This window comes from Salinicoccus hispanicus (genome assembly GCF_009831115.1).
Classification (GTDB): domain Bacteria; phylum Bacillota; class Bacilli; order Staphylococcales; family Salinicoccaceae; genus Salinicoccus; species Salinicoccus hispanicus.
The window spans coordinates 352,328-370,701 of the sequence record NZ_WUUK01000001.1 but is presented as its reverse complement, the minus strand read 5'-3'; the positions used below and the strand labels follow the sequence as shown (position 1 = coordinate 370,701).

Here is an 18,374-nt window from a genome sequence, read left to right as displayed (position 1 = left end):
TTTGGAAATCCTCAACGTTTCAATTATAACTGTTGGCACCGTAAATTAAAATTAAAAAAAGAGCCGACTCGTGGAGTCAGCTCATTGCACTACTATTTTACAATTTCCTTGAGCGCGACACGCTCAAATTTAAGTACTGCACTGCCGGCTGCATCTGTACGGATGTACATATGTTTCTGGTCGAAGGATTCGACAGTTCCGTGAAGCCCGCCGATTGTGATGATTTCATCACCCTTCTGCATGTTCGCCTGCATATCCTGTACATTTTTCTGTTTCTTCTGTGCCGGACGGATCATCAGGAAGTACATTACCAGGATGAGTACCAGAAACGGCAGGATGGCCATAAAGAATTCCATCTATGAATCTTCTCCTCTATTAGAAATTTTTCGGATTTTCGACATTCAATCCGTATGATTCGAAAAACGCTTCTTTAAAGTCCATCAACTGATCATTTAAAATCGCAGTTCGAATATCTTCCATCAATTTTAGCAGAAAATACAGGTTATGATAAGTAGTAAGCCTTAATCCGAGAATTTCATCCGTTTTGAAAAGATGACGCAGATAGGCTTTTGTATAATTCTTGCATGTATAGCAGTCGCATGCCGGATCAAGCGGTGTGAAGTCACGTTCGAATTTTTTGTTCTTGACGACGACACGACCCTGCGAAGTCATCGTCGTGCCGTTCCTCGCGATACGGGTCGGCAGCACACAGTCGAACATGTCGACACCGCGGATGACGCCTTCGATCAGCGCATCAGGAGAGCCGACACCCATCAGGTAGCGGGGCTTGTCTTCAGGCAGGTAGGGAATCGTCTCTTCAAGTACACGGTACATGATCGGTTTCGGTTCACCTACGGACAGTCCGCCGATGGAATAGCCGGGGAAATCCATGGACACGAGCTCTTTCGCACTCTGAGCTCTGAGGTCCTTGTACTCTCCCCCCTGCACGATGCCGAACAGCGCCTGATGCTTATCATGTCCGCTTTTGACATGATGGTCCAGGCAACGCTCTGCCCAGCGTGTCGTCCGCTCGATCGAATCCTTGACGTATTTCTTCTCTGCCGGGAATGGCGGGCATTCGTCAAAAGCCATCATGATATCCGACCCGAGGTCATGCTGGATGTCCATCGCCTTTTCCGGACTCAGGAACAGCTTCGAGCCATCGAGATGGCTTCTGAAGTGAACCCCCTCCTCTTCAATCTTGCGCCTGTCGCTCAGGCTGAAAACCTGGAAACCGCCGGAATCGGTCAGAATCGGCTTATCCCAGTTCATGAACTTGTGAAGTCCGCCTGCTTCCTTGATGATATCACTGCCCGGCCTCAGCCACAGGTGGTACGTATTGCTCAAGATGATCTGGCTGCCGATATCAGCCAGTTCTTCAGGCGTCATCGTCTTGACGGTCGCCAGCGTGCCGACAGGCATGAAAATGGGTGTATCGATTGTCCCGTGCGGCGTGTGCAGTTTGCCGATGCGTGCACCGGTCTGTTTGCATGTCTTTATATGTTCATATCTGATTGCCATCTACTCTTCATCCTCATATATAATCATTGCATCTCCAAAGCTGAAGAAGCGGTATTCCTCATCGATCGCATGACGATAGGCGTTCATGATCGTCTCCTTATCACTGAATGCACTGACAAGCATCATCAGTGAGGATTTCGGCAGGTGGAAATTCGTGATCAGCGCGTCGATTGCCTGATAATTGAATCCGGGATAGATGAATATATCCGTAAAACCACTGGCTTCGACAAATTGTCCATGATCCCGCATGATCGTCTCAAGCGTCCGAGTACTCGTCGTTCCGACACTGACGACCTTACCGCCGCTCTCCTTGACCGCGTTCAGCGTCTCTGCTGTTTCCGCCGTCATGATGTAGAACTCGGAGTGCATCCGGTGGTCTTCAATATTGTCTTCACTGACCGGGCGGAACGTGCCCAACCCGACGTGCAGGGTGATATAGCTGATATGTACACCCTTCTGCCTGATTTCATCAAGCAGCGCCTCTGTAAAATGAAGGCCCGCCGTCGGTGCTGCTGCAGATCCCGTATGCTTCGCATACACCGTCTGATACCGGTCCTTGTCCTCAAGCGTCTCCTTGATATAGGGCGGCAGCGGCATTTCACCCAGTTCATCCAGCACATTTTCCAAGATGCCATCGTAATGGAGGGACACGTGTCTGATGCCTTCATCGAATGTATCTGTACATACTGCTTTCAAGAGGCCGTCTCCAAAATCAATTTCTGTACCCGGCTTGACGCGTTTCGCCGGACGGATCAGCACTTCATATCCGCCTTCTATCGGCTTGAGCAAGAGCATTTCTATTTTGGCACCCGTCTCTTTTTTGATGCCGAAAAGTCTTGCAGGCAGTACCTTCGTATCATTCAGTACAAGCGCATCACCCGGATTCAGGTATGCTGTAATATTTTCAAATTTTGTATCCGACACGCTGCCTGTCCGTTTATCCAGAGCAAGCAGCCTGCTTTCCGCCCGCTCCAGAAGAGGTGTCTGAGCTATCAGTGATTCAGGCAGATCGAAATCAAATTCATCGAGTTTCAAAACTATTCCTCATTTCTAAATATATCAATGTGGGGGTCGCCATTGAAGTAGTCATAGCTCTTCGCCGTCGCTTTTCTTCCCCTCGGTGTCCGCTCCAGAAATCCTTGCTGGATCAGATACGGTTCATAGACATCAAGGAGCGTGATGACTTCCTCGCCGATCGATACGGCTACCGTTTCAAGACCTACCGGCCCACCATTATACGTATTGATGATCGTGTTCATGATCTTGTGGTCTATCGGATCGAGTCCGCTCGGATCGACTTCAAGCACCTTCAGCGCATGATTCGTCGTCTCAAGTGTGATGGACGATTCCTTCTTTACGATGGAGAAATCCCTGACACGTCTGAGCAGACGGTTGGCAATCCGCGGCGTACCACGTGAACGGCGGGCGAGTTCCATCGCACTGTCCGGATCGACTGCGACCTCAAGAATATCGGAAGTACGGTTGACGATGGTGATCAGACTGTCGAGATCGTAGTACTCGAGTCTCAGCTGGACACCAAAACGGTCCCTGAGCGGTGCAGACAGGCTGCCGAATCGTGTTGTTGCGCCGACCAGAGTGAATGGCGGCAGGTCGATACGGATGTTTCTCGCCTCCTCACCCTTGCCGATGACCACATCGAGGAAGAAATCCTCCATTGCCGAATACAGTATTTCTTCGACTGCCCGCGGCAGACGGTGAATTTCATCGATGAACAGCACGTCTCCTGTTTCAAGGCTCGACAGGATGGCTGCCAAGTCACCCGCACGCTCTATGGCGGGGCCTGACGTCGTCCGGATGTTCACACCAAGCTCGTTGGCGATGATATTGGAAAGCGTCGTCTTACCAAGTCCAGGAGGACCATGAAGAATGACATGGTCAAGCGCCTCTTCCCTGATCCGTGCTGCTTCTATGAAAATGGTCAGATTGTCCTTCAGTGTCTGCTGACCGATATACTGGTTCAGAAACTCCGGGCGCAGTGACATTTCCACATTCTCTTCGTATGGCTGTTTTCCTTCATCTAAAATGCGATCATCCATAATAGCACCTCATTACTGAACTAGATATTTCAATCCGCGTTTTACAGCGGCATCCACCGACTCGAACGACTCCTTGCCAAGATGCTTCTCTATGCGCTTCAGTTCACGGCTGCTGTAGCCGAGTGCTTCAAGTGCAAGCATCGCTTCATTGATGAAGTGGCTGTTGTCATCCTGCACCGGTGGGTGGGCTGCGATATCCACAGATCCCAGCTTGCCTTTCAGATCGAGAATGATCTGACTGGCCGTCTTCTTGCCGACACCCGGGAACTTCTGCATGAATTTCTCATCTTCCGCTTCAATGGCGCCTATGATCTCTGCAGGTGTCGCGGCAGCAAGTATGGCAAGGGCACTCTTTGGCCCGATGCCTGTTACCTGAAGCAGGGATTTGAATAGCGTCTTCTCGTCCCTGTTTTTAAAGCCATACAATGTATGGCTGTCCTCCCTCACGATGAGTTCGGTATATATTTGTATCTGCTGTCCATTTTCATGTTCAAAACGAAATGGATTCGGCACCATGAGCAGGTAGCCGATACCATTCGATTCCACAGTAATATGCTGTGGTTCTACTTCTTTCAAAACACCGATAATATACTGATACATCAAATCACCATCATTCTACGAATTCGAATTCTCCACCAAGTATTCTTACAGTGTCGCCCGTCTGTATGCCACGTGCGCGCAACGCATCATCGATGCCCATGGAGCGCATCTGTCTGGCAAACCTTCTGATGGCGGCCTCCCTGTTGAAGTCTGTCATCTTGAACATGCGCTCTATGGCGTCTCCTGTAACAACATATGCACCGTCATCATCCCTTGAAATCTTGAAGGCATCCGGGTTCTTTTCGTGGCGGTACAGGACACGGTGGTCCGTCTCTTCAACCACTTCTTCCGCTTCCGGTGTCTCTTCTAGTAAATCTGCCACACGGTAGAGCACCGTATCAAGATTCTGGCGTGTTGCTGCTGAAATTTCATGAATTTCCTTGTCTTCACCAATCGAGGCTCTGAACTGTTCGAAGATTTCGGTATCCTCGACCAGATCGACCTTGTTGAGCACAATGATCTCCGGACGCTTCAGCAGGCTCTCGTTATAGAGACCCATCTCTTCACGGATGATCCTGTAGTCTTCGATCGGATCGCGGCCTTCGAGCCCACTGATGTCGATGACATGGACAATGACCTTCGTCCGCTCCACGTGACGGAGGAACTGGTGGCCAAGACCGGTCCCTTCGGACGCGCCTTCAATCAGTCCCGGCAGATCCGCCATGACGAATGAACGGCCGTCTCCCGTCTGGACCACGCCAAGATTCGGCTTGATCGTTGTGAATGGATAGTCTCCCGTCTTAGCCTTTGCTTTCGATACCGCACTGAGTATTGTGGATTTCCCGACACTCGGGAAGCCGACAAGACCGACATCCGCAAGCAGCTTCAGCTCCATCGTTACATCGAATTCCTCACCCGGTTCACCGTTTTCGGCGAAGTCCGGAGCCGGATTGCGTGCCGACGCGAATCTGGAGTTTCCACGGCCGCCACGGCCGCCTTTGGCAATGACCATCTGTGCACCATGGTGTACGAGGTCAGCGAGTGTTTCTCCCGTATCTGTTCTTTTTACAATCGTACCCGGCGGCACTTTGAGTACAAGCGGCTCACTGTTTCTGCCGTGCGCATTCGAACTCATTCCGTTCTGCCCGTGCTTGGCTTTGAAGTGGCGCTGGTAGCGGAAATCCATCAATGTTCGGAGTCCCTCATCGACTTCGAAAATGATATCCGCCCCGTTGCCGCCATCGCCGCCTGACGGACCACCAAGTGGTACATATTTCTCTCTTCTGTATGCAACAATGCCGTTACCACCATTGCCGGCTTTCAAGTATATATCTACCTGATCTATAAACATCGTCTCACCTCTATCCTCTAATATTATAGCATAATCGATTTATCCTATTTAATGAAAAAGGACACCAGCTTTGCTGATGTCCACTCAGTTCTTTATTTTGCTTCCTTGTATACGGAAACGCGTTTCTTATCGCGACCGATGCGTTCGTATTTTACAACGCCGTCGATTTTGGCGAAAAGAGTGTCATCTCCTCCGCGTCCAACGTTCTCACCCGGGTGGATCTTGGTACCACGCTGGCGGAAAAGAATGGATCCGCCTGTAACGTGCTGACCATCCTGCCTCTTGGCACCAAGACGTTTGGATATGGAATCACGACCGTTTTTAGTCGAGCCTACACCTTTTTTGGATGCGAAAAATTGAAGATTCAGTTTAAGCATTGCTTTCACCTCACTTGAAATTTAATGTGATATGTTCACCATATTCTTCTTCTATCGTCTTTAATGAAATGATCATGCCTTCAAGCAGTATCTGCATCTTATCATTATCCGGGTCATCCGCTTTGAATCGGAGTAATCCGGAATCTTCGTCCATTTCAATCGCCGGGTTTGACCCGGTCATGTTTAAAATAGCATTTACAGAACCGAAAACGACAGCTGAGGCTCCAGCACAGACAATGTCCTTGCCATATTCATCGAACATGGCATGACCTGCCATCTCGAAAGATGACACCTGTCCCTTATCGTTTATATTGAATTCAACATTGATCATTACGCGTCGATCTTTCCAACTGTCAGCTTCGTATAAGGCTGACGGTGACCTTGTTTACGCTTGTAGTTCTTTCTGCGTTTGAATTTTACTACGTCGATCTTCTTGCCGCGGCCGTGTTTTTCAACTTTAGCGGATACAGTCGCACCTTCAACTGTAGGTACACCGACTTTGACGGACTCTCCACCTACGAAGAGAACTTTATCAAAAGTGAAGTCTTCTCCAGCTTCTGCGTTGATTTTTTCAACGTAGATCGTCTGACCTTCTTCAACTCTGATCTGTTTACCACCTGTTTCGATAATTGCAAACATACTTACACCTCCTAATATAAAATAAGACACGCCATCTACAGGTGGATCTGCATCACTTGAACCTGTAATTGAGCGGTTGATGTCTACATTATCACCAACTATTGCATTATATCAGCACCCGCATGCGGTGTCAATGTCTTGAAAGTACCTCTTTTCTTACCCTGGAAGTTTTCAGGGCGATGACAAACACCACAATGAACAGCAGTGCATTGAGCAGCAGGCTCGGTGCCGCACGCAGTGCCAGGTAGTCGAACATCGGCTTATCCACCAGATCAAGAATGCTATAGAGCAGATAGATGTATATATCATAGAGCAGCGTCAGCAGCAGCACGACGAAAGCCATGGCAACGAAATCCTTATAGAACACCCGGAATGCGGCGTGCATGAAAAGAACGAAGGCCACCATGCCGAAAGCATGGATGCCGTACACCGAACCTATGTAGAAATCGAGCATGGTGCCAAACACGACAGCCAGCAGTATGCTCGTCTTATAACCTGTATAGATCGACAGCAGCAGAATGAACATCAGAAGTGTACGCGGGACGAAATAGACTTCGACATTGCTGACGGTGATCGGACTGAACCGGGCGAATGCGAAGTCCACATACATCAGCAGAAATGAGACGAGAAATATAATGATTGCTCTCATGCTAGTCCTCCATCGATTCCGGACTTCTTTCGATGACGAAGACCATATCGATATCATCCGTATTGCTCACGAGCTGCACATACGCATTCTGGCTCAGACCATATTCATCATTTTCCACTTCGACCACCGTGCCGACCAGAAGGCCTTCGGGATAATTGCCGACAAGACCACTTGTAAAGACTTCATCCCCACTTGCGAGTCCACTGCGATTTTTTATATTTTCAACGACCAGAAGATTTCTTTCCTTATCATACTTCTGGACATTCCCATAGACCGGCGAGCCATCATGAAGTATCTCAACGGACAAGTTGTTCTGGGAAACCGAAGTCGTCAGCATTTCAACGTAGCTCGTGCCCCCGTTGACCCGTGTGACTGTGCCGATCAGTCCTTCAGGCGTCATTACCGCCATACCCTGGCTCAGTCCGTCCGCTTCTCCCTTGTCGATTGTGAAGCTGTTAAGCCACTGGTCATGCGAACGTGAAATCAGTCGTGCGTTGATGCTCTCATAGGACTGTTTGGAGCTGACATCCAATGCTTCCCTGAGCTCCGCGTTTTCAGATTCAAGCCGTTCGATGTCCGCCTGCATCTGAGGGAGCATCTCAAGCTGTGCCCGGAGTGTTTCATTTTCCTCAACCGCATTGAAGCTGCGGGAGATTGTGCCGAAAAGACTTCCGACAAAATCGAATGGTGCATTGATGATCATCTGTGAACCTGCAGCTGCATCGGCAGTGAACTGTTCAGCACGAGTCGTCGAATCACGATCCGTCATGGAAAAGCCGATAAGTAAAATTAAAATGATGATGCCAAACAGAATGATCAGCATGCGATTCCGGTTGAAAAGCCTGTTCACTATCCAACGCCTCCAATTAGTCCTTAATATCTGATTAAAAGAATACCACACTCGGGCGATTGTGATAAGCATATGTAAAATAAAAAAATAGAGAGGCGGCAGCCTCTCTATAACAGATAAGATAATAATATATATGATATCTAGAACATGTTGCACTGTTCTATCGGAGGTCACCTTCATGAACATTCACTACTCTGTGACCTGTTATGTTATCTATAATGTTACATGCTATTGATATTAATATCAAGTACTTTCGAAAATTTATTTATTTTCTTCCATTACTTCCATAAATAGCTGATACTTTTGAACCTGGACACTGTTTCTTCCAGCACCGCATCTTCGACAGCGAGGGAAATCCGGATGTACTCCTGCCCTCTTGAGCCGAATGGAAACCCGGGTGTGACAAGAATCGACAGCTCCTGGATGAGATGGTCCCTGAAAGTTTCGCCGTCATATCCGGAAGGCACCTTGATCCAGCCGAATATGCCCCCTTTGATCGGATTGATCGGGATGCCCATTTCAGTGAATGCATCCGTCACCATGACGCTCCGGCGTCTGAACTTCTCCTGCTGGCCAGGCAGAATATCCGCTTCATTTCTGAGCGCTTCAGCTGAAGCATCCTGGGTCACGCCCCACATGCCAGTCTGCGTGTGGTCCTGGTACGTATTGATCGCCTCGATCATCTCTCTGTTCCCGACCGCAAAACCGGTGCGGAAACCGGACATGTTGAAGCCTTTCGACAGCGAATAGATTTCAATGGCGCATTCAAGGTTCCTATCGCTCTGCAGTATGCTCGGGTGGGGACCATCAAATGAGAACGTCGCATAGGCGAAATCATGGACGATTCTGGTGCGCGTCCCTTTGAACCTCTCCACAGTCTGATCGAAGAAATCCTTATCGGCCACCGCACCGAGCGGGTTGGAAGGATAGTTCAAGTAGATCAATCGCGCATTCCGGAGCTCGTCTTCCGGCAGACTGCCGTAATCCGGAAGGTAGCCGTTTTCTGGCAGCAGCGGCAGATCGTATGTTTCTCCGCGTGCCAGCATCACACCAGGGGCATAGTCCGGATAGCCCGGGTTCGGCAGGAAGACCCCTTCCCCCGGCTCGATGTAGATCATCGGAAACTGCACCAGCGCACTTTTCGTACCATAGAGGAGCGTAATGTTATCATCTTCAAGGTCTACATCATAATGCTTCTTATAGAAGGTTCTGATTTCATTTTTGAAGGACGGCTTTCCCCTGAAGCTGACATATCGCTGATTCTCTTCCTTATATACCGACTCTGAAACTGCTTCAAGTATCGGCTCCGGTGTCCGCCCATCAGGGATGCCGACGGCCAGATTGATCAGTGGCAGTGGTCCCGGTTTCAGTTCGGTCGACATTGCGGTTTTAAAATAGCTTTCCGGTATGCTGTCAAGTAGTCTATTTGCCATTACTGTCCCTCCGGTTTATCGAATCCCTGGAACTGACTGTCTATCGTCTGCTGGAAGTGCTCGGACTCCACTGCTCGGATGAGATCATCCGCAAGTTTGCTGTCCGCATCGGAGGCATTGACGACAATCTGATTTCTGAAGTTTTCACTCATATTCTCAAGCTGCAGTGCATCTGCAAGATCCATGCCGCTTGCCAATGCAAAGTTGCCGGGTACAAGTGATAATCCGATCTGATCCACGCTTCTTGGAAGCTGTCCAGAATCCTGATAGACGAATTCCAGATTCTTGTTGTTTTGAATTATATCAGATTCTTCAATTGCCAGCATATTGGCATCTTCAGCAATTTCGATCAGTCCTGCATCCACCAGTGTGTGGAAACCCCGGGATGAATTGACCGGATCGAGCGGCAATGCCACTTCGCTGCCATTTTCAATTTCTTCTATTGAATCGAATTCACTGGAATAAAGCCCCATCGGCGCAGTCGGTACCTGGATGAGATTGGTGAAGTCCGTACCATTCTCCTCATTGAAATCTGCCATAAAGGATTTATTCTGATACAGGTTCGCATCAAGATCGCCATTGTGCAGTGCATTGTTCGGCTGGATGTAATCGGTGTACTCGACGATTTCCACGGTGTATCCCTGATCTTCGAGCGCCGGCTTCAATGCGAAATTGACCATGTCACTATAGGGACCGGTCGAGGCCCCGATCGTAATGACTTCCCCTTCTCCCTCATACAGCAATGCACTGGAGCCGATGATCACAGCCAGAGTCGAAGCCAGAAATATAATGATTCCACGCATATCAGTTCCCCTCCTGTCTTCTGGTCAAAAAGTCCCCGATCAGCTGTACAAGCTGTACAATGATGATCAGGGCGACGACAGTGGCAATCATTGTCACTGTGTCATAGCGGTAATATCCGTAGCGGATGGCAAGATCGCCGATGCCGCCACCACCAACGACACCTGCAGTGGCACTGAAGGCGATGATGGAAATGATTGTCAGGGTAATCCCCTGGGTGATGCCGCGACGCGCTTCAGGAATGAGCACATCCGTAATGATAAGCATCAGGGAAGCACCGCCTGCAATGCTTGCCTCGATCACTCCCCTGCCCACACCATTGAAGCTTGTTTCCACCAGCCTGGCAAAAAGCGGAATGGCTGCGATCGAGAGCGCGACACTGGCAAATACAGGCCCGTGGGAGCTATTGGTCAGCCACGTTGCCACCGGCATGATGGCAACAATGAGGATGATGAAAGGAAACGAGCGAATGACGTTGGTGATGGCACCAAGAACCTGGTTCAGCGGTTTGATTCTGAACAGCAGCGGATTTGCCGTAATGTACAGCAGTATGCCGAGCGGCAGTCCGATCAGGACCGCAAAGAATATGGAGATCGATACCATCAGTGTTGTTTCAAGCAGTGCGCGATATAAAAGCGGTGTGATTTCAGATAGTCTCTGCATAGATTTCAGCCCTTTCTATCCCTTTGGATTCATCGATGAACGCCTTGAGTCTCGTAATTTCTTGAGCCTCTCCCTGGACATGCAGCATCAGGAAACCAAGGGGCATATCCTGAATATACTCGATACGTCCGTTCAGGATGCTGATATCACAGTCGAAATGCCGGTAGAGCTGGTTGACGTAGTTGGCCTCTGCATTTTCATTCAGAAACTTGATTGTAATGACATCCGAATTATCATTCAGTTGAATGTGCGGAGGGATGGAAAAATCATAGATGTCCTGGACGAACCCTTTTGTCACCGCGTGCCCGGGATGGCTGAATATACTGTAGACATCACTTTCCTCCACAATCTCACCCGCCGTCATGACACCGACCCGATCGGCGATTTCCTTGATGACTTCCATTTCATGCGTGATGAGAACGATGGTGATGCCAAGCTCCCTGTTGATCTTCTTCAACAGTTTCAATATCGTCTTTGTCGTGTCCGGATCAAGTGCACTCGTCGCTTCATCACACAGAAGCACTTCAGGATGATTAGCAAGCGCCCGAGCGATTCCGACCCGCTGCTTCTGACCGCCACTCAAGTTTCCAGGATAGCTGTCCGCCTTGTCGCTCAATCCGACAAGCGCAAGCAGTTCCTCGATACGTGACTTCACTTCCTTCTTTTCATACTTGCTCGCCTTCAGCACGAACTCGATATTCTGATACACCGTCTTCGACTCGATCAGATTGAACTGCTGGAAGATCATGCCGATCTTCTTTCTTTTTGTTCTCAGCTTCTCACCGGACAGCGCACCGAGTTCGGTGCCGTTTACACTGACGCTCCCGGAACTTGGCTGCTCCAGCAGATTGATCAGCCTGAGCAGCGTACTCTTGCCAGCCCCACTGAAACCAATGATGCCGAATATCTCGCCTTCCTCGACAGTCAGAGAAAGCCGTTTGAGCGCCTCCACTTTTCTGCCTTTCACTTCATAGGTCTTCGATACATCTTCCAATACAATGGCCATTCGATCACATCCCTTATGTAAAATAAAAAAACCATCCGCCGAAATGGCAAATGGTTTTACGGTTATCTGCCAAGCGAGCGCTTGTAGGATTTAGCACAGTACCCTGGGACCTGTTGCTGAAGCTTCAAAGGGCCTAATCCCTCCACTTCTCTGGATAAAAGTATTCAATTGAATGTTCATAACATTACATGAGTGTCCAAGAAATGTCAACTTTCAAATAGTTCGATTTATCGTTCATTACTGGCAACTGATGCAGCTATCGTAATACCACCTTGATAGGATTTTTCAATGGCTCATCTCTAAAATGCTTTTAAATTGTTCTTGGTCGGTTTTGATTTCAACCTTTTCACTCAGTACCTCGTTTAACCTGAGGATTTCAGGCGTCATACCAACCAGTACGTTCATGATTTCCGCTTCAACTTTCCCGCATTTCCACTTTCTAAGAAGAGTCAGCTGTCTTTCATTTAATATACTTCTTCTGCCCTCGATTTTCGACCAGCTGCCGTAAGATGCATCAAAATGCCTCTCCTCTTCCATATACCAGCCTAGAACAACAAGCCAGCGCATCTTATCCAGATTAGATTCTGCATGGTATATTTCTTCCCTCATGACAGCGCGGTAGGTTTCATGGGCAAAAGCCAGTATTTTACTTTTCCAGACCTCTACTTCCTGGGTGGAAAGTATATAAGAGATATTTGATGATTCTTTAATGGTATTGCTTATAATCCCTTTTGGATCGTGAAGTACGTCCACCCCTTTTAACCAGATGGAAGGAACAATTTCTTCAGGCGCATGATACCAGCTATCGACTTTGATAAAGGGTATATAATGAGTAACCACTACCGGTCCAAGAGGATTCGCATCTTCATGGAATAGAATATTTCCCCATCTTTCAGCCCTGACACGCTTATTTTTGATGAATTCAACCCTTTTTCCAGGTGCTACAATTGTATGCAGATCAATGTCGGAGTAGTTATCATAGTCCCCCTTTGCTAGAGAGCCGCCCAGGTAAACTGCTAGAACGTCAGGGTCAGCTGTCAGGTCTTCCATGGCCCTACTCAATATTATTTCGCGGCTTTTAGGTAGATTTGAATCTCTTTCTGAATGTCTACTTTTAAATCCCACACATGAATAACCATCTCCAGTACATTTGATAAATTTGCTATATAATAAGATATTATAACCGTATATTACACCAGTAGGTTATTTAAGATATAATCCATGACGAGTTTCTCGGTAAACTGATAACTATTCACAAGCCCAGGACCATTATCAATGTATGGAGGAGCGTGGTTGAAAAATGAATAAAAGGATTGCTGATAAGACTTTTCCAGTCCCAAAATCTCTGCATGAACTGTTTGGCAGAAGGACAACGAAGGTGGAATTAGCCATTGTTCTGATAAGCTGCATCCTTCTTTCCTCCCTACTGCTTTTTCACGCATATGACGAATGGTCGGATCTCGCAGTATGGCAGGAAATACTTCTGGTAATACTGACGCTGGATATCACCGGTGGTGTTGTCGCCAATGTTACAAAAGGTACGAACGAATACTATCAGACAAATCATAAAGCCAGACTGGTCTTTCTGGCCGTCCATGTCCAGCCACTCATACTAGGCTGGATCCTTGGTAATCTACTTCTGGGTACGATCATCTGGATCTTTTCCATAATAACTGTTTTGGTTATTACCAGAATAGGAGAAAGAAGGTTGCAGCGTACTGCAGGGATGGCATCCGCACTGGTAGGCTTGAGCATCCTGATGCTGCTCGCTGATACACATCTCATTTTGAATGGTCTGCTCGCTTTATATATATTGAAGCTGGTTTTCAGCTTTGCGGTTGATCATGATGGAAAATGATCAAGTATAAAAAATAAAAACCATCTGCCTCAGTAGCAGATGGTTTTTTGAAGTTTCACAAGTTAAATTCAAAATCAGAACAGCATTTTTACGCATTCATGACACGTGGCTGGCCGAGCTGCATGGTGTACATCTTGGCATACTCCTTGCCTGTGGCAAGCAGTTCTTCGTGATTTCCGCTTTCAACTATACGACCGCTATCAAGCAACAGAATCTGATCTGCATGCTGGATGGTGGAAAGTCTGTGGGCAATGATGAATGTCGTACGGTTTGCACTGACAACCTTCATGGCATGCTGGATCATCTGCTCGGTTTCGGAATCGATGTTGCTGGTAGCTTCATCCAGCACCAGCACCTTCGGATTGAATACCATTGCGCGTGCGAATGAGATGAGCTGGCGTTCGCCAAGCGATAGTGTAGATCCACGTTCTGTCAGCTCAGTGTGCATGCCCTGATTCATCCGCGACAGCATTTCGCCACCGCCGACACTGATGATTGCCGCCCTCGCTTCTTCCTCTGAAATCTCTTCATTATTCAGCCTGAGATTGAATAGCAGAGACCCGCTGTAGATGAAAGGATCCTGCAGTACGATCGACATGTGGTGTCTCAGCGACTGCTTGCTGAACTCTCTCGTATCCTTGCCATCGAACAGTATCTTTCCGCGAACAGGATCATAGAAGCGCATCAGCAGATTGATGATTGAACTCTTGCCGGATCCGGTATGGCCGACAAGTGCCACGGTTTCACCCGGCGACACATCGATGCTGATGTCTTTAAGTACTGTGTGCTTATCATCATAGGAGAAGCTGACCTCATTGAACGCAATATGACCGTTGAAGCTGCCAAGGTGGTCTTCCTCTTCTGCTTCGATCTCTGCATCCAGGAGCTCGAATACTTTCACTGCAGCGACACGTGCCTGCTCGTATATATCCAGCTCTCCGATGATATTGAAGAGTGGATTGAAAAAGCGTGTGACATAGTCCACAAGTATATACATCGTACCGACAGACAGTGCCGTCTGTGCATCCAGAAAACTGGATGCGAAAATATAGACCATCACTGCAAATAAAAGTGACCTCAGTGTCCCCATCAGGTTCTGGCCGGAAGCACTCTCCAGCTTGATCAGACTGCCGGTGTTTTTAAGGTAGTCATCATTCAGCGCTTCAAATTCCCGTGTAATCTGCTCTTCACGGTTGAAGACCTGGATGATCGGCATGCCGCTGATGGATTCATTGATCATCGCATTGATGTCACTGTTCCGTTCTCTTCTGGTATGGTTGAAATCATTCGAGTACTTTCGATAGAGTATCATCCACACAATGATGATGGGTACGAATAACAGCATGACCAGACCGGTCCAGATATTGATGAAAAGCGTAATGACAGTAATGGCGCCGACAGTCAGACTGCTGACCAGGAACAATGGGAGCACGACAGAAAACATGTGCAATATTGATTCTGTGTCATTCGTAATCCGCGCGACCACCTTACCGGCCGGCAGGTCATCGAAATAACGGATCGGCAGCTTTTGAACATGCTGGAATACGTCGTTTCTCATTTTCTGTACTACCAGCGCCCCGGAGTTCTGGAGGACGACTTCCTGGAAGTAGCTGAATACAGCGTGCAGCAGCTTGATCCCAAGGAATACTGCGAGCAGCTGATAGATCGGCAGCATTTCAATCTGCCCTCCTCCCCCTTGGATATGCCGGTCCAGAATGATCATTGCGATCACTGGTCCAAGCAGTTCAAAACTGACCATCAGTATCATCAATGTGATGCCAAGAGCAAACCAGCCCTTGAATGCCATGGCATAGCCGACTAATCTTTTAAGTTCTTTCATATTGTTTCACCTCCAGTCCGGTAGTAGTCGTTCTGCTGGCTGTACCAGCCACCGGTTGCTGATAGTGCTTCGTGTGTACCCATTTCGACAACCTGTCCATCGTCGAGCACCGCAATTTTATCTGCATGCTGTACTGCAGAAAGCCTATGTGTCACGATGATCGTCGTCTTGCTGGTACGGTTTCGTCTGATGCCATCGATGATCCGCTTCTCGGTTTTCGCATCAACAGCACTGAGTGCATCATCCAATATCAGGATGTCGGGATCGCGGATCAGACTTCTCGCAATGGAGATGCGCTGTTTCTGACCACCACTGAGCGCAATGCCTTTTTCACCGACCATCGTATCCAGACCTTCCGGCATACGTTTCAAGTCGGTATCAAGCGCACTGAGTGCAATGGCTTCTTCCAACTCCGCCTCAGTCGCTCCCGGGTTGCCGAAAAGGATATTTTCTCTGACAGTTCTTGAGAAAAGGATGTTCTCCTGGGACACGTAGCCGATCTTCTCCCTTAATGCTTTTTTATCAAGTTCTGCAATGCTTTTACCATCGATGACCAGGCCCCCCTGGCCTTCGGGATAGAATTTCAGCAGCTGTTTGACGAGCGTCGATTTCCCGCTGCCGGTTCTGCCGACGATACCGAGTGTTTCGCCACTTTTGAGCTCGAACGAAATATCCTTCAAGTTTGTTCGTGTGCTGAGCGGATACTGGAATGACAGCTGGTCAAAATCCATACCTGCGTTCGTCATCATCATGTCACCCTGATGCAGCACATCGTCTTTAGTGTCAAGAACCGTGTCAATCCGAGTGAGTGACGCATTTCCACGCTGCATTACATTGAACAGCATGCCGACTGCAAACATCGGCCAGATCAGCATGTTCAGATAGATGTTGAAGGTGACAATATCTCCGACCGATATGAGACCCCGATTGGCAAGTACCGCACCATAGCCGAAAGCAACCATGAAGCTGAATGTCGTGACGATGATGGTCAGCGGCCTGAATAGCGCATCCAGACGCTCGACTTTCATGAACTTCTGCAGATAATCGTCGGTCATGCCTCGGAAGCGGTTATTCTCCGCTTTTTCCTGCACATAGCTTCGGGTCAATCTGACCCCTTCGACGATTTCCAGAACCGAGTCATTCATCAGACCGAATGCCGCCTGGCTTTCCTTGTGCGCCGCATTGATCTTCTTGCCGAGACGCTGCTCCACGATCGCCAGAATCGGCAAAGGCAGAAGCGCAAATAAAGTCAGCTGCCAGGAAATCGTGAAGCCCATGACGAGAATGATCGTCAGCATGAATGACGTGGCATCGATCAGTGTCAGCAGCCCAAAGCCTGAAGCCATATTGACGCTGCGCAGATCGTTTGTCGCTTTGGCCATCAGGTCGCCTGTCTTATTCCGTTCATAGAAGCTTGGTGACAAAAGAAGGAACTTGCGCATCAGCTTCATACGGATGATGCCTTCAATCTTCTTCGCTCCATCAAACAGCAGGTAGGACCATATATAAGTCGCTGTATAGGTCAATACAGTGACGACAAGGAAAATAATGACCAGCTGCCACATGAGCCGCTCCGTCATTTCACCGTTGCCGATGAAGTCGATCGTCCGGCCAATCAGTTGTGCCGGAATCACTTCCAGTACATTCGCTATCAGAAGTACACCAACAATTATCATATACTTCCATTTATTTTCTTTAAAATACCATTTCAGTTTCCATAGAAACTCAAACATGATAACACCACCCTGTTCTTACCAGGGCACTCAATCCACAATTACAGTCGAGAGCATCCACTGGTAGTCTTTGTTGAAATTTTCGTTGTTGTCATTGCATCAGGCTGTCTTTTGCATTTTGAATTTGGCATATCATCACCCCTAGAGTTCGAAATATTCTTATAAATTACAATAAAAAAAGTGCGCACTATTAATGTGCACACTGATATCAGGCATAAAAATAGGGAGGCTTGCGCCTCCCCTAACAGATAAGAAATAATATATATGATATCTAGATTAGAACCAGGAGTGGTTAGAATCTATCGAAGGAGGCAACACTATGCAGTTGTTTTTCGAAGAAGTTAGTTACAGTAAGCATGAAATTGTCCTCCTTGTTATGTAATTTATAAGATACATAAATCATAACGTACATTATTTCGGTTTTCAACATAATTTACAATTATTACAGGGTTGTAATACTATTGTAATGTTTGGCATTAGCATTACCAATCTGATGTATAGTAAAGATCATACTTATCATAGTTGATGAACTTTGCATGATAAAAATCGCAAGCAGCCTGGTTTATGTAGTTATGGTATATGCGATCATATTCATAGGAACCAAAAAAAGGGCCTGGAAAGACGGGCATAAGAAGATTTGCCTTTTCCGGAGAGTGCCGTACCTCATTCAACGTAAGGTAAAGATCATTGATTGTTTCGTTTGAGATTTTAATCTTTCCACAATTTTCGATTTCATATTTTCTCACAAAATATCCTTGCAATGCATTGAACTTTCTATAGTAGCTATATTCTATTACTTCCTGTGTTTCCTTTTCTTGCAGGTACAAATACATATCGAGACCCATAAAACTCCCCCTTATTTTATAAAGTTCATTTCTTTTAAACTGATGTATTTTCCAGCACCTATAATTATATGATCAAGAAAATCTACACCTATCATCTCACCGCAATCATGGAGCCTCTTGGTCACTTCTATGTCTTCCCTGGACGGTGATGGGTCTCCACTAGGATGGAAATGTTGAAGTTAGTTAAGTTGATAACACTTAATTTTATAAA

General features: G+C 47.5%; 20 protein-coding genes, 1 pseudogene, 1 riboswitch and 1 other annotated feature. Of the genes and pseudogenes, 1 reads left to right on the top strand and 20 read right to left on the bottom strand.

Translation table 11 applies throughout. The annotated features are described in order from the left end of the window. Positions 1 to 92 precede the first annotated feature (92 nt). The 16 genes from yajC to GQ671_RS01725 form a co-directional block, all read right to left on the bottom strand. Complete coding sequence (yajC, locus tag GQ671_RS01800; protein ID WP_160651801.1) at positions 93 to 356, bottom strand: preprotein translocase subunit YajC; 264 nt, start codon at positions 354 to 356, stop codon at positions 93 to 95. A 19-nt stretch (positions 357 to 375) separates the two neighbouring features. Continuing rightward, a complete protein-coding gene (gene tgt / locus GQ671_RS01795) occupies positions 376 to 1,521 on the bottom strand; it encodes a tRNA guanosine(34) transglycosylase Tgt (protein ID WP_160651798.1) in 1,146 nt (381 codons plus the stop codon). Further along, positions 1,522 to 2,556 carry a tRNA preQ1(34) S-adenosylmethionine ribosyltransferase-isomerase QueA gene (gene queA, locus GQ671_RS01790; RefSeq protein ID WP_160651795.1) on the bottom strand — a complete coding sequence of 345 codons (1,035 nt, stop codon included), beginning with the start codon at positions 2,554 to 2,556 and terminating at the stop codon, positions 1,522 to 1,524. 2 nt (positions 2,557 to 2,558) lie between these two features. Next, a complete protein-coding gene (gene ruvB, locus GQ671_RS01785; protein ID WP_160651793.1) occupies positions 2,559 to 3,578 on the bottom strand; it encodes a Holliday junction branch migration DNA helicase RuvB in 1,020 nt (339 codons plus the stop codon). 12 nt (positions 3,579 to 3,590) lie between these two features. Further along, positions 3,591 to 4,178 carry a Holliday junction branch migration protein RuvA gene (ruvA, locus tag GQ671_RS01780; RefSeq protein WP_160651790.1) on the bottom strand — a complete coding sequence of 196 codons (588 nt, stop codon included), beginning with the start codon at positions 4,176 to 4,178 and terminating at the stop codon, positions 3,591 to 3,593. A 10-nt stretch (positions 4,179 to 4,188) separates the two neighbouring features. Next, a complete protein-coding gene (gene obgE, locus GQ671_RS01775; protein WP_160651788.1) occupies positions 4,189 to 5,469 on the bottom strand; it encodes a GTPase ObgE in 1,281 nt (426 codons plus the stop codon). 92 nt (positions 5,470 to 5,561) lie between these two features. After that, positions 5,562 to 5,846 carry a 50S ribosomal protein L27 gene (gene rpmA / locus GQ671_RS01770; RefSeq protein ID WP_160651785.1) on the bottom strand — a complete coding sequence of 95 codons (285 nt, stop codon included), beginning with the start codon at positions 5,844 to 5,846 and terminating at the stop codon, positions 5,562 to 5,564. Between the two features lie 10 nt (positions 5,847 to 5,856). After that, positions 5,857 to 6,177 (bottom strand): ribosomal-processing cysteine protease Prp, encoded by a 321-nt coding sequence (locus GQ671_RS01765; protein ID WP_160651782.1) that lies wholly within the window; start codon positions 6,175 to 6,177, stop codon positions 5,857 to 5,859. After that, the gene (gene rplU, locus GQ671_RS01760) at positions 6,177 to 6,485 is read right to left on the bottom strand and encodes a 50S ribosomal protein L21 (RefSeq protein WP_160651779.1); all 309 of its coding nucleotides are present in this window, start codon (positions 6,483 to 6,485) and stop codon (positions 6,177 to 6,179) included. The genes GQ671_RS01765 and rplU overlap by 1 nt, the downstream gene beginning before the upstream one ends. A gap of 14 nt (positions 6,486 to 6,499) precedes the next feature. Further along, positions 6,500 to 6,573, bottom strand: a sequence feature (ribosomal protein L21 leader region). A gap of 42 nt (positions 6,574 to 6,615) precedes the next feature. Next, complete coding sequence (mreD, locus tag GQ671_RS01755) at positions 6,616 to 7,134, bottom strand: rod shape-determining protein MreD (protein ID WP_160651776.1); 519 nt, start codon at positions 7,132 to 7,134, stop codon at positions 6,616 to 6,618. Between the two features lies 1 nt (position 7,135). After that, positions 7,136 to 7,984, bottom strand: a complete 849-nt coding sequence (mreC, locus tag GQ671_RS01750; RefSeq protein WP_160651773.1) for a rod shape-determining protein MreC — start codon at positions 7,982 to 7,984, stop codon at positions 7,136 to 7,138. 278 nt (positions 7,985 to 8,262) lie between these two features. Further along, on the bottom strand, positions 8,263 to 9,417 hold the full coding sequence (locus GQ671_RS01745; RefSeq protein ID WP_160651769.1) for an aminotransferase class I/II-fold pyridoxal phosphate-dependent enzyme: 1,155 nt from the start codon (positions 9,415 to 9,417) through the stop codon (positions 8,263 to 8,265). Further along, on the bottom strand, positions 9,417 to 10,220 hold the full coding sequence (locus GQ671_RS01740) for a MetQ/NlpA family ABC transporter substrate-binding protein (RefSeq protein ID WP_160651766.1): 804 nt from the start codon (positions 10,218 to 10,220) through the stop codon (positions 9,417 to 9,419). The genes GQ671_RS01745 and GQ671_RS01740 overlap by 1 nt, the downstream gene beginning before the upstream one ends. 1 nt (position 10,221) lies before the next feature. Next, positions 10,222 to 10,881, bottom strand: coding sequence for a methionine ABC transporter permease (locus tag GQ671_RS01735; protein ID WP_160651763.1), 660 nt, complete (start codon positions 10,879 to 10,881; stop codon positions 10,222 to 10,224). Then, complete coding sequence (locus GQ671_RS01730) at positions 10,865 to 11,887, bottom strand: methionine ABC transporter ATP-binding protein (RefSeq protein WP_160651761.1); 1,023 nt, start codon at positions 11,885 to 11,887, stop codon at positions 10,865 to 10,867. Before GQ671_RS01730 ends, GQ671_RS01735 begins: the two co-directional genes overlap by 17 nt. 59 nt (positions 11,888 to 11,946) lie before the next feature. Continuing rightward, positions 11,947 to 12,048, bottom strand: a riboswitch (SAM riboswitch). A 124-nt stretch (positions 12,049 to 12,172) separates the two neighbouring features. Beyond that, on the bottom strand, positions 12,173 to 12,937 hold the full coding sequence (locus GQ671_RS01725) for a nucleotidyltransferase domain-containing protein (protein WP_170288601.1): 765 nt from the start codon (positions 12,935 to 12,937) through the stop codon (positions 12,173 to 12,175). 250 nt (positions 12,938 to 13,187) lie between these two features. Between GQ671_RS01725 and GQ671_RS01720 the strand changes: the two genes are divergently transcribed. Continuing rightward, on the top strand, positions 13,188 to 13,745 hold the full coding sequence (locus tag GQ671_RS01720) for a hypothetical protein (protein WP_160651756.1): 558 nt from the start codon (positions 13,188 to 13,190) through the stop codon (positions 13,743 to 13,745). Between the two features lie 88 nt (positions 13,746 to 13,833). Here GQ671_RS01720 and GQ671_RS01715 read toward each other — a convergent pair whose 3' ends face one another. From GQ671_RS01715 to GQ671_RS01700, 4 genes and pseudogenes are all read right to left on the bottom strand, one after another. After that, complete coding sequence (locus GQ671_RS01715; protein ID WP_160651754.1) at positions 13,834 to 15,585, bottom strand: ABC transporter ATP-binding protein; 1,752 nt, start codon at positions 15,583 to 15,585, stop codon at positions 13,834 to 13,836. After that, on the bottom strand, positions 15,582 to 17,318 hold the full coding sequence (locus tag GQ671_RS01710) for an ABC transporter ATP-binding protein (RefSeq protein ID WP_160651751.1): 1,737 nt from the start codon (positions 17,316 to 17,318) through the stop codon (positions 15,582 to 15,584). Before GQ671_RS01710 ends, GQ671_RS01715 begins: the two co-directional genes overlap by 4 nt. A 482-nt stretch (positions 17,319 to 17,800) precedes the next feature. Further along, positions 17,801 to 18,163 (bottom strand): hypothetical protein, encoded by a 363-nt coding sequence (locus GQ671_RS01705; RefSeq protein ID WP_160651748.1) that lies wholly within the window; start codon positions 18,161 to 18,163, stop codon positions 17,801 to 17,803. 11 nt (positions 18,164 to 18,174) lie between these two features. Then, positions 18,175 to 18,336: pseudogene (locus GQ671_RS01700) on the bottom strand (JAB domain-containing protein); the annotation flags it as partial. Positions 18,337 to 18,374: the final 38 nt, after the last annotated feature.

Excerpts from the sequence above, each read along its gene's own strand:
- yajC (WP_160651801.1), bottom strand. The coding sequence starts at position 356 with ATGGAATTCTTTATGGCCATCCTGCCGTTTCTGGTACTCATCCTGGTA.
- tgt (WP_160651798.1), bottom strand. The coding sequence starts at position 1,521 with ATGGCAATCAGATATGAACATATAAAGACATGCAAACAGACCGGTGCA.
- ruvB (WP_160651793.1), bottom strand. The coding sequence starts at position 3,578 with ATGGATGATCGCATTTTAGATGAAGGAAAACAGCCATACGAAGAGAAT.
- ruvA (WP_160651790.1), bottom strand. The coding sequence starts at position 4,178 with ATGTATCAGTATATTATCGGTGTTTTGAAAGAAGTAGAACCACAGCAT.
- obgE (WP_160651788.1), bottom strand. The coding sequence starts at position 5,469 with ATGTTTATAGATCAGGTAGATATATACTTGAAAGCCGGCAATGGTGGT.
- rpmA (WP_160651785.1), bottom strand. The coding sequence starts at position 5,846 with ATGCTTAAACTGAATCTTCAATTTTTCGCATCCAAAAAAGGTGTAGGC.
- GQ671_RS01765 (WP_160651782.1), bottom strand. The coding sequence starts at position 6,177 with ATGATCAATGTTGAATTCAATATAAACGATAAGGGACAGGTGTCATCT.
- rplU (WP_160651779.1), bottom strand. The coding sequence starts at position 6,485 with ATGTTTGCAATTATCGAAACAGGTGGTAAACAGATCAGAGTTGAAGAA.
- mreD (WP_160651776.1), bottom strand. The coding sequence starts at position 7,134 with ATGAGAGCAATCATTATATTTCTCGTCTCATTTCTGCTGATGTATGTG.
- GQ671_RS01745 (WP_160651769.1), bottom strand. The coding sequence starts at position 9,417 with ATGGCAAATAGACTACTTGACAGCATACCGGAAAGCTATTTTAAAACC.
- GQ671_RS01740 (WP_160651766.1), bottom strand. The coding sequence starts at position 10,220 with ATGCGTGGAATCATTATATTTCTGGCTTCGACTCTGGCTGTGATCATC.
- GQ671_RS01735 (WP_160651763.1), bottom strand. The coding sequence starts at position 10,881 with ATGCAGAGACTATCTGAAATCACACCGCTTTTATATCGCGCACTGCTT.
- GQ671_RS01730 (WP_160651761.1), bottom strand. The coding sequence starts at position 11,887 with ATGGCCATTGTATTGGAAGATGTATCGAAGACCTATGAAGTGAAAGGC.
- GQ671_RS01725 (WP_170288601.1), bottom strand. The coding sequence starts at position 12,937 with ATGGAAGACCTGACAGCTGACCCTGACGTTCTAGCAGTTTACCTGGGC.
- GQ671_RS01720 (WP_160651756.1), top strand. The coding sequence starts at position 13,188 with ATGAATAAAAGGATTGCTGATAAGACTTTTCCAGTCCCAAAATCTCTG.
- GQ671_RS01715 (WP_160651754.1), bottom strand. The coding sequence starts at position 15,585 with ATGAAAGAACTTAAAAGATTAGTCGGCTATGCCATGGCATTCAAGGGC.
- GQ671_RS01710 (WP_160651751.1), bottom strand. The coding sequence starts at position 17,318 with ATGTTTGAGTTTCTATGGAAACTGAAATGGTATTTTAAAGAAAATAAA.
- GQ671_RS01705 (WP_160651748.1), bottom strand. The coding sequence starts at position 18,163 with ATGGGTCTCGATATGTATTTGTACCTGCAAGAAAAGGAAACACAGGAA.